General features: G+C 63.1%; 9 protein-coding genes. 7 read left to right on the top strand and 2 right to left on the bottom strand.

Features of this window, described 5'->3' with window-relative positions; genetic code table 11:
• On the bottom strand, positions 1–742 hold a 742-nt coding region (locus AC1DUU_RS13990), incomplete at its 3' end, for a GntR family transcriptional regulator (protein WP_476784017.1).
• A 158-nt stretch (positions 743–900) separates the two neighbouring features.
• Here AC1DUU_RS13990 and tauA point away from each other — a divergent pair.
• From tauA to pta, 7 genes are all read left to right on the top strand, one after another.
• Positions 901–1,920, top strand: coding sequence for a taurine ABC transporter substrate-binding protein (gene tauA, locus AC1DUU_RS13985; RefSeq protein ID WP_476784016.1), 1,020 nt, complete (start codon positions 901–903; stop codon positions 1,918–1,920).
• Positions 1,921–2,004: 84 nt separating this feature from the next.
• On the top strand, positions 2,005–2,817 hold the full coding sequence (locus tag AC1DUU_RS13980; protein WP_476784015.1) for a taurine ABC transporter ATP-binding protein: 813 nt from the start codon (positions 2,005–2,007) through the stop codon (positions 2,815–2,817).
• Positions 2,810–3,637 carry an ABC transporter permease subunit gene (locus AC1DUU_RS13975; RefSeq protein WP_476784014.1) on the top strand — a complete coding sequence of 276 codons (828 nt, stop codon included), beginning with the start codon at positions 2,810–2,812 and terminating at the stop codon, positions 3,635–3,637. Before AC1DUU_RS13980 ends, AC1DUU_RS13975 begins: the two co-directional genes overlap by 8 nt.
• Before the next feature lie 142 nt (positions 3,638–3,779).
• A complete protein-coding gene (locus tag AC1DUU_RS13970) occupies positions 3,780–4,172 on the top strand; it encodes a nuclear transport factor 2 family protein (RefSeq protein ID WP_476784013.1) in 393 nt (130 codons plus the stop codon).
• A 21-nt stretch (positions 4,173–4,193) separates the two neighbouring features.
• Complete coding sequence (locus tag AC1DUU_RS13965; protein WP_476784012.1) at positions 4,194–5,594, top strand: NAD(P)/FAD-dependent oxidoreductase; 1,401 nt, start codon at positions 4,194–4,196, stop codon at positions 5,592–5,594.
• 47 nt (positions 5,595–5,641) lie between these two features.
• A complete protein-coding gene (gene xsc, locus AC1DUU_RS13960) occupies positions 5,642–7,417 on the top strand; it encodes a sulfoacetaldehyde acetyltransferase (protein ID WP_476784011.1) in 1,776 nt (591 codons plus the stop codon).
• A 75-nt stretch (positions 7,418–7,492) separates the two neighbouring features.
• Positions 7,493–8,491 carry a phosphate acetyltransferase gene (gene pta / locus AC1DUU_RS13955; RefSeq protein WP_476784010.1) on the top strand — a complete coding sequence of 333 codons (999 nt, stop codon included), beginning with the start codon at positions 7,493–7,495 and terminating at the stop codon, positions 8,489–8,491.
• A 9-nt stretch (positions 8,492–8,500) separates the two neighbouring features.
• Here pta and AC1DUU_RS13950 read toward each other — a convergent pair.
• On the bottom strand, positions 8,501–9,280 hold a 780-nt coding region (locus tag AC1DUU_RS13950), incomplete at its 5' end, for a DNA translocase FtsK (protein ID WP_476784009.1).

The raw sequence follows: 9,280 nt of genomic DNA, 5'->3' as shown, positions 1-9,280 counted from the left end.
CGTCGACCGCGGTCACCTGGGCCCCGCTCAACCTGAGCGATGCGCTCATATCCGGGTGGCAGGGATTTTCGCAGATGGCGTGTGCGCCCTGGCGGAGCAGAAGCTGGATAACGATCCACAGCGCATTCTGCGCTCCAACGGTGACAAGGATCTCGTCCGGGCCAGCACGAATGCCGCGACTGGGCAGCGTCCGCGAGCAGATGTAATTGACCAGCTGCACATCGTCGGCGGCAGCGAAATCCCCCGCCATCAGTTCAAAATCCTCGCGCGCCAAGGCACGCCGGGCGCAGTCGCGCCAGGCAGTCAGGTCAAACAGCGAGGGGTCCATCTGTCCGTAGAGGAACGGATAGGGATAGCGCCGCCAGTCGAGCGGCTTGCGCATCTGCTTGGCAACGATGAAGCTCGTGCGCAGCTTGGCTGACCAGTCGATGACATCAGGTCCCGCCTCGGGCGTGCTTGCCTCCAGTCCGCTAATCGGGGGGTTGTCGGCGACACGATAGGCGCTGCGGCTCGCCGTCTCGACGTAACCCTGTGACGCCAGTTCCTGATAGGCCAGCGTCACCGTGATGCGCGAGATGTTGAGGTAATCGGCGAGCTTGCGCGTCGACGGCAGCTGCGCGCCTGGTGGCAGCCGGCCCGCAAGCACCGACGAAACAATCGTCTCGCGGATCTGCGTCTGCAGCCCGATCCGGCTCGCCCGGTCGAGAAAGAAGATCGATTCCKAAATGGTCGCGTGCGCCATGAACCTGCCTGTAAGCCCAKACTGGAATCATTCAACTTCCTATCTGGATATAAGGCAATCGGATGTGCTCAATTATCCCTTTGAGGCAGAACCAAGACCGGCATCAAAGCTGGCAAGATCCCGGGACAACCGGTGGCAGCAAAACAAAGAGGGAAACGATGATACACTTTAAGTCTCTGAAGCATTTGGCCGGCGCAGCAACCATCGCTGCCGGCCTGTTCACGTCCTGTCTTGCTTACGCTCAAACGTCGGTCGTCGTCGGCTACCAGCAGATCGTCGGTCCGTTCGTCACCGCCATTGCCGACGGCCGCTTCGACGCCGCCGCCAAGGAAGCGGGCTACACCATCGACTGGCGCCAATTCAGCTCGGGCGGCGACATCTCGACCGCGCTCGCCTCGGGCACCGTGCCGATCGGCGTGATCGGCTCCACCGGCACCACCGCCGCCGCGACCCGCGGCGTCGATCTCGAACTGTTCTGGATCCTCGACAATATCGGCAAGTCCGAAGCACTCGTGGTGCGCAACGGCTCTGGCATCGAAAAGCCCGAAGACCTCAAGGGCAAGAATGTCGGCGTGCCCTTCGTGTCGACCTCGCATTTCCATCTGCTCGTCGGCCTGGAGCAGGTGTGGAAGATCGATCCGCGCGAGGTCAACATCCTCAACATGAAGCCGCCGCAGATCATTGCAGCATGGCAGCGCGGCGACATCGATGCCGCCTATGTCTGGCCACCGGCGCTGTCTGAACTGCTCAAGAACGGCAAGGTGATCGCCGATTCCGAAGTCATCGGCGCGGCCAGCGTGCCGACCTTCGACGGCCTTGTGGCCGACAAGAAATGGGCGGCTGAGAACCCCAAGTTCATGGCGGCCTTTACCAAGGTTCTTGCCGATGCCTATGCCGACTACAACGCCAACAAGGCAGCCTGGACAGCGGACTCGCCGCAGGTCCAGGGCATCGTCAAGCTGATCGGCGGCGATGGCGCAGGTGCTGTCGAAGCGCTGAAGCTCTTGTCCTTCCCCAATGCCGCCGAACAGGCGTCCGACACCTGGCTCGGCGGGGGTGCAACACGCGCGCTGAACGAAAGCGCGAAGTTCCTTGTCGCCCAAAAACAGATCGACAAGGCACTCGACGACTACGCGCCCTTCGTCAACAGTGGCTATGCCAAGGAGGCGTCCAAATAAGCCTCGACAAAGCCGCTGGCCGCACCTGTCGGCCGGCGGCGACTTCCCACCTCGACTGCGCATTCGTTACGAAAGGTCGGCGAAATGGAAGCCTTAAACGTCAGCAATGTCAGCCTGACCTATCCAGGTCTCTATACCGATCAGGCGGTCGTTGCGCTCAAGGGCGTGAATCTTGAAATCAACAGCGGCGATTTCGTCGTGGCGCTCGGCGCGTCGGGCTGCGGCAAGACCACATTGCTCAACCTGATGGCTGGTTTCATGGCGCCGACCGCCGGCGACATCACATTGGGCGGGCGCCGCATCACGGGTCCCGGCGCCGACCGTGGCGTCGTCTTCCAAAAGCACGCGCTTTTGCCCTGGCTCAACGTCATCGACAACACCGAGTTCGGCCTCAAGCTGCGCGGCGTGGACAAGGCGACGCGGCGTGAGATTGCCACCAAAAACCTCGCACTGGTCGGGCTTCAGGATTTCCACCGCCACATGATCTACCACCTCTCCGGCGGCATGCAGCAGCGCGTCGGCGTTGCCCGCGCGCTGACCTGCGATCCAGCGATGCTGTTGATGGACGAACCGATGGCCGCCCTCGACGCGCTGACCCGCGAGACCATCCAGGAGCTGCTGCTCAAGGTCTGGCAGCTCACCAACAAGATGTTCTTCTTCATCACCCACAGCGTCGAGGAGGCGCTGTTCCTGGGCTCGCGGCTGATCGTCATGTCGCCGCGGCCGGGCCGCATCACCCACACCTACGAACTCGATTTCAACCGACGCTTCCTTGAAGAGGGCAATGCCCGTGCCATCAAGTCCAGCCGCGATTTCATCGACATGCGCGAACAGATCCTCAGCATCATCTATGGCGACGAGCTCCAATCCGGAAACCCGGAACTCGCCCATGCTTGAGCGCCTCTCCAAGGCCAAGCCCGCGCGACCAGGCAAGATCTATGGCGCGCCCGGCGACGGCATGAGCGGGCATATCAGCCTGATCACAGCCCTGGTGATCTTCGGCCTGTGGCTGCTGGTTACCGAGATGGGCTGGGTCAAGCCTTTGTTCCTGCCCTCGCCGCTCGCCGTATGGGCCAAATTCGTCACGGCTATGACGGAAGGCGTTTCCAATTCGACACTTACCCAGCACACGCTGGCGAGCCTTGGCCGCGTGCTCGGCGCCTTTGTGCTGGCGCTCGTGACGGCGGTACCCGTCGGCATCCTGATGGGCACCAACCGCGTCGTGCGCGGCCTGTTTGATCCGATCATCGAGTTCTACCGGCCGCTGCCACCGCTCGCCTATCTGCCACTTATCATCATCTGGCTCGGCATCGACGAGCTGCCGAAGGTGTTCCTGATCTACCTCGCCATCTTCGCGCCGATGGCGATCGCCGCCCGCGCCGGCGTCCGCTCCGTCTCGATCGAGCAGATTCACGCGGCTTATGCGATGGGCGCGAGCCGTGGCCAGGTCATCCGCCACGTCATTCTCAAGGCTGCCTTGCCGGAGATATTCACCGGCATGCGCATCGGCATCGGCGTCGGCTGGACCACGCTTGTGGCGGCCGAAATGGTCGCCGCCCATCGCGGCCTGGGCTTCATGGTGCTGAATGCCGCTGAATATCTCGCCAGCGACACGGTGATCATGGGCATCATCGTCATCGGCATATTCGCTTTCGCCTTTGACCTTTTGATCCGCTATCTCGAAAAGACGCTGATCCCCTGGAAGGGCAAGATCTGATGGCAGCAATGATCCACATGGCGACTGCGCCACCCGGCTGAAGCCACCAAAACTCATCACACCAAGACCATTCGGCCGGCTTGTCCGGCCACGGCGAAGCTATGCCTGAAAGGCACAGCAGCCACGTCACGAGGACTGCGAAATGCCTGTTACCGCCAACGATCTTGCCCACCTGTTCGATGCCTTCAACCGGCACGACATCGATGGTGTCATGCGCTTCTTCGCCAAGGATTGCGTCTTCAATGGTGTCGCCGGCACAGAGGTCTACGGCACACGTTTCGAAGGCACGGAGCAGATCGCCGCGGCTTTCAGCGGCGTCTGGAAAGCCATGCCGGACGCGCATTGGGCCCATCACGGACATTTCGTCCATGGCGACCGCGCGGTCTCCGAATGGACCTTCTCCGGCACCAATTCGGACGGTAGCCGCATCGAGGCCGAAGGCTGCGATCTGTTCACGCTGAAGGACGGCGAGATCGTACGCAAGCAGGCATTCCGCAAGAACCGGCCGCTGATTGCGGCTCAGCCCAAGGGCTGAGAGGTTCGGGAGAACAGGCCCATGCAACATCAGCTCACAAGGCCCAGTGCTCAGCGAAAGCCCTTTGACCCGGCCTACGATCCGGTTCATGCGCCCAATCCCGGCGAAGGCAAGGACTATGCGCCGACCTACTGGATCGCCACCGCCGGCATGCCGCCCGAAGACGACGGCCCGGTCACGCAGGATATCGATGTCGATGTCGCCATTATCGGTTCGGGCTATACTGGCCTCTCCTGCGCCATCCATCTCGCCAAGGAGCATGGCATCAAGGCGACGGTGCTTGAGGCCAATGGCGTCGCCTGGGGTTGCAGCACGCGCAATGGCGGACAGGCGCAGATTTCAGCCGGGCGGCTCAAGCGTTCGCAATGGATCGAACGCTGGGGCATCGATGTCGCCAGGAGGCTGCATGCCGAGATCAGCGAGGCTTTTGACCTGTTTCGCGACCTGATCCGTTCACCGGAGATCGACTGCGACCCGCAGGATGGCGGCCATCTTTACATCGCCCATCGCGACAAGATGATGCCAGCGCTGGAGAAGGAATCGCGGCTGCTCAACGAGGTTTTTGGCTATCCGACCCGGATCGTGGGGCGCGACGAGATCCACCGGGATTTCGTCCGTGACGCCGAAGCCAAGGGCGGTGTGTATGAGCCCGACGGCATGGGCATCCATGCCGCCAAGCTCGCCTTCGGCTATCTCAAGCTGGCCCGCAAGCTTGGCGCCAGGGTACACACCTCCAGTCCGGTGCTGGACAGCGAGCTGAAGGGCGGCGTCCACCATCTGCGCACGCCGGGCGGCACAGTCCGGGCACGCGCGGTCTGCATCGCCACCGCCGGTTACACCTCGCCTGGCCTGCACGACCTGACCAGGCACCGGCTGATGCCGATCCTGTCCAATTCCGTCGTCACCCGCCCGCTTACCCCTGGCGAACACGAGGCGCTGAATTTCAAGACGCGCATCCCGCTCACCGATACGCGCACCTTGCGTCACTACTATCGCATGCTGCCCGATGGCCGCGTGCAGATCGGCAGCCGCAGCGCCATCACCGGCCGCGATGCGGTCAATGACAGGCATCTCGAGCGCCTGCTCGAAGGGCTCTATCGCAAGTTTCCGGTCCTGCGCGGCATCGAGGTCGACTATTCATGGTGGGGCTGGGTCGATGTCAGTCACGACATGATGCCGCGCATCTTCCGGCCCGACCCGAAACAGCAGCTGTTCTATGCCATGGGCTATGGCGGCAACGGCGTCATGTATTCGGCCCAGGCCGGCCGCCGCATGGCCCAGATGGTCGCGGGCAAGGGCGGCGAGCTCGACCTGCCGATCTTCACCTCACCGCTGCCGAGCCACGGGCTTCTGACGCCGTTCAGGCGCCTTGGCCAGTGGGGCATGTACCGCTGGTATTATCTCAAGGACGAAATCCTCTAGCCCTCCCAAGGCCGGACTCCGCCCCCGAAATCGAAAGGAACAAAACCATGAAAATGACCACCGAAGAAGCATTCGTGAAGGTTCTCCAGATGCATGGCATCGAGCATGCATTCGGCATCATCGGCTCGGCCATGATGCCCGTATCCGACCTTTTCCCCAAGGCCGGCATTAGCTTCTGGGACTGCGCGCACGAGACCAATGCCGGCATGATGTGCGACGGCTTCAGCCGCGTCACCGGCACCATGGCGATGGCGATCGGCCAGAACGGCCCCGGCGTCACCGGCTTCATCACCGCGATGAAAACCGCTTACTGGAACCATACGCCGATGCTGATGGTCACCCCCCAGGCGGCCAACAAGACTATCGGCCAGGGCGGTTTCCAGGAAGTCGACCAGATGGCGATGTTTGAGGAGATGGTTTGCTACCAGGAAGAGGTGCGCGACCCCTCGCGCATTCCCGAAGTGCTCAACCGCGTCATCGAAAAGGCCTGGCGCGGCTGTGCGCCAGCGCAGATCAACATCCCGCGCGACTACTGGACCCATGTCATCGACGTCGACCTGCCGAGCATCGTCAAGCTCGAACGGCCCTCGGGCGGAAAGCAGGCAATCGCGGAGGCGGCAAGGCTGCTCTCCGAAGCGAAATTCCCCGTTATCCTCAACGGTGCTGGCGTGGTCATCGGCGAAGCAATCCCAGAATCAATCGCGCTGGCCGAGCGTCTCGATGCGCCCGTCTGCTGCGGTTACCAGCACAATGACGCCTTCCCCGGCAGCCATCGCCTTGCCGCGGGCCCGCTGGGCTACAATGGTTCGAAGGCAGCGATGGAGCTGATCGCCAAGGCGGACGTGGTGCTGGCGCTCGGCACGCGCCTCAACCCGTTCTCGACCCTGCCCGGCTACGGCATCGACTACTGGCCGAAGAACGCCGCGATCATCCAGGTCGACATCAACGCCGACCGCATCGGCCTGACCAAGAAGGTCTCGGTCGGCATATGCGGCGACGCCAAGCAGGTGGCGCGCCAGATCCTCGATCAGCTGACGCCGGCTGCTGGCAACGTTGGCCGCGAGGAGCGCAAGGCTGCGATCCACCAGACCCGTTCGGCCTGGCTGCAGCAGCTGTCGTCGATGGACCACGAGGATGACGATGCGGGAACCGAGTGGAATGCCTCGGTGCGCCGTCGCGAGGCCGACCGCATGTCGCCGCGCCAGGCATGGCGGGCGATCCAGGCGGCTTTGCCCAAGGAAGCGATCATCTCCACCGACATCGGCAATAACTGCGCCATCGGCAACGCCTATCCGAGCTTCGAGCAAGGCCGCAAGTATCTTGCACCCGGCATGTTCGGCCCGTGCGGCTATGGCTTCCCGTCGATCGTCGGCGCCAAGATCGGCCGGCCCGACGTGYCGGTGGTTGGCTTTGCCGGCGACGGCGCTTTCGGCATCTCGATGAACGAGATGGGCGCGATCGGCCGCAAGGGATGGCCGGCGATCACCATGGTGATCTTCCGCAACTACCAGTGGGGTGCCGAAAAGCGCAACACGACGCTATGGTACGACAACAACTTCGTCGGCACTGAGCTCAACCCGAACCTCAGCTACGCCAAGGTGGCCGAGGGCTGCGGATTGAAAGGTGTGGTGGCCGACACGCCGGCTGCGCTGACGGCAGCATTGCAAAAGGCGGTCGAGGAACAGGCCAAGGGTGTGACCACTTTCGTCGAGGTCATTCTCAACCAGGAACTCGGCGAGCCCTTCCGCCGCGATGCGATGAAGAAGCCGGTGCCAGTTGCCGGCATCGACCGCGCCGACATGCGTCCGCAGTCACGCAGCTGACAAGCGGCTACATCGCGCCAATACCGGCTCGGAACATTTGCATCCGGGCCGCATCCACCTCTCCTGGACATATTGATGAAACCGCTCGACCGCATCATCGCAGCCGCAAGGCACGCGCCCAAACGCATTGTGCTGGCCGAGGGCGAGGATCCGCGCATCGTCGAGGCTGCCGTGCAGGCTCTACGAGAAGGCATCGCCGAGATCACCCTGATCGGCAGCCATCAGGTGATCACGCAAAGGCTGGCCGATGCCGGTGCCAGTCCTGAACGATTTCGTATCGAGGACCCGGCACGCTCGCCCCTGACCCCGCGTTTTGCGGCCGCCTATCATGAATTGCGCAAGGCCAAGGGCGTCAATAAGATCCAGGCACTGGAGGCTGTTCGTTCGCCCCTCATCTTCGCCGCCATGATGGTGCGCGAGGGTGAGGCGGACGGCACTGTCGGCGGGGCCGTCGCCACCACTGCCGACACGGTGCGGGCAGCCCTCCAGGTCATCGGCCGCGCGCCTGGTGTCGGGCTGGTCTCCAGCTTCTTCCTGATGATGTTGTGCGAGCCCTACCATGCCCGCAAAGGCGCCTTCGTCTTCGCCGATTGCGGCCTGGTCGTCGACCCCGATGCAACTGGCCTCGCCGACATCGCACGCATGTCGGCGCGCTCTTACGAGGCGTTGGCCGGCGCTGCCGCCAAGGTGGCGATGCTGTCGTTTTCGACCAATGGCAGTGCGGCGCACGAGCGGGTGTCGAAGGTCGTCGAGGCGACCCGGCTCGCCCATGCCGCCGACCCCGACCTTGTCATCGACGGCGAGCTGCAGTTCGACACTGCCTTTGTCGAGGCGGTCAGCGCGTCCAAGGCGCCGAACTCAACGCTGCATGGCGAAGCCAATGTTTTTGTCTTCCCCAATCTCGACGCCGCCAATATCGGCTACAAGATCGCCCAGCGCATCGGTGGCGCCACCGCCATCGGGCCGATCCTGCAAGGCCTTGCCAAGCCGGCAAATGACCTGTCGCGCGGCTGCAGCACCGAGGACGCGTTTCACATGATCGCCGTTACAGTGGTTCAGGCGGCCCAGGGCTAGGGCCGCCGATCAATCCATGTCGGGCCCGTCGGGCAGATCGCGCCGGCCTGCCATGATCTCGCGCTTGCCGACATGGTTGGGAGCGCCAACCAGGCCCTCCTTCTCCATGCGTTCGACCAGCGAGGCGGCACGGTTGTAGCCAATGCCGAGTCGGCGCTGGATGTAGGAGGTCGAGCACTTCTTGTCGCGCTGCACCACCTTCACCGCCTCGTCATAGATCGAGTCGCCATCTTCGGCCGCAACGGCCCCCTTGTCGAAGACGGGCCCCTGTTCGGGCTCTTCGTCCTCTTCGTCGGCAGTCACGGTTTCGAGATATTCGGGGCGCCCCTGCGCTTTCAGATGGGCCACGACATGCTCGACCTCAATGTCGGAGACAAAGGGGCCGTGAACGCGCGAAATGCGCCCGCCGCCCGCCATGTGCAGCATGTCGCCCTGGCCGAGAAGCTGTTCAGCGCCCTGTTCGCCAAGGATGGTGCGGCTGTCGATCTTGGACGTCACCTGGAAGGAGATGCGGGTCGGGAAGTTGGCCTTGATCGTGCCGGTGATGACATCGACCGATGGGCGCTGCGTCGCCATGATCAGATGGATGCCGGCGGCACGCGCCATCTGCGCCAGGCGCTGGATGGCGCCTTCGATTTCCTTGCCGGCGACCATCATCAGGTCGGCCATCTCGTCGACGATGACGACGATATAGGGCATCGGCGCGAGGTCGATCTCCTGCTCTTCAAACAGCGGCTCGCCGGTGCCTTTTTCGAAGCCGGTCTGAACCGTCATGACGACGGTCTCGCC

The sequence above is a fragment of the Aminobacter sp. P4_H6_2 genome (genome assembly GCF_056400805.1).
Note: the sequence above shows the minus strand (reverse complement) of the source record. Positions and strands in the feature narration are given on the sequence as shown.

What these genes read in the sequence shown, in the direction of transcription:
- AC1DUU_RS13980 (WP_476784015.1), top strand. Translation starts at nt 2,005, where the DNA reads ATGGAAGCCTTAAACGTCAGCAATGTCAGCCTGACCTATCCAGGTCTC.
- pta (WP_476784010.1), top strand. Translation starts at nt 7,493, where the DNA reads ATGAAACCGCTCGACCGCATCATCGCAGCCGCAAGGCACGCGCCCAAA.
- AC1DUU_RS13965 (WP_476784012.1), top strand. Translation starts at nt 4,194, where the DNA reads ATGCAACATCAGCTCACAAGGCCCAGTGCTCAGCGAAAGCCCTTTGAC.
- AC1DUU_RS13970 (WP_476784013.1), top strand. Translation starts at nt 3,780, where the DNA reads ATGCCTGTTACCGCCAACGATCTTGCCCACCTGTTCGATGCCTTCAAC.
- AC1DUU_RS13975 (WP_476784014.1), top strand. Translation starts at nt 2,810, where the DNA reads ATGCTTGAGCGCCTCTCCAAGGCCAAGCCCGCGCGACCAGGCAAGATC.
- tauA (WP_476784016.1), top strand. Translation starts at nt 901, where the DNA reads ATGATACACTTTAAGTCTCTGAAGCATTTGGCCGGCGCAGCAACCATC.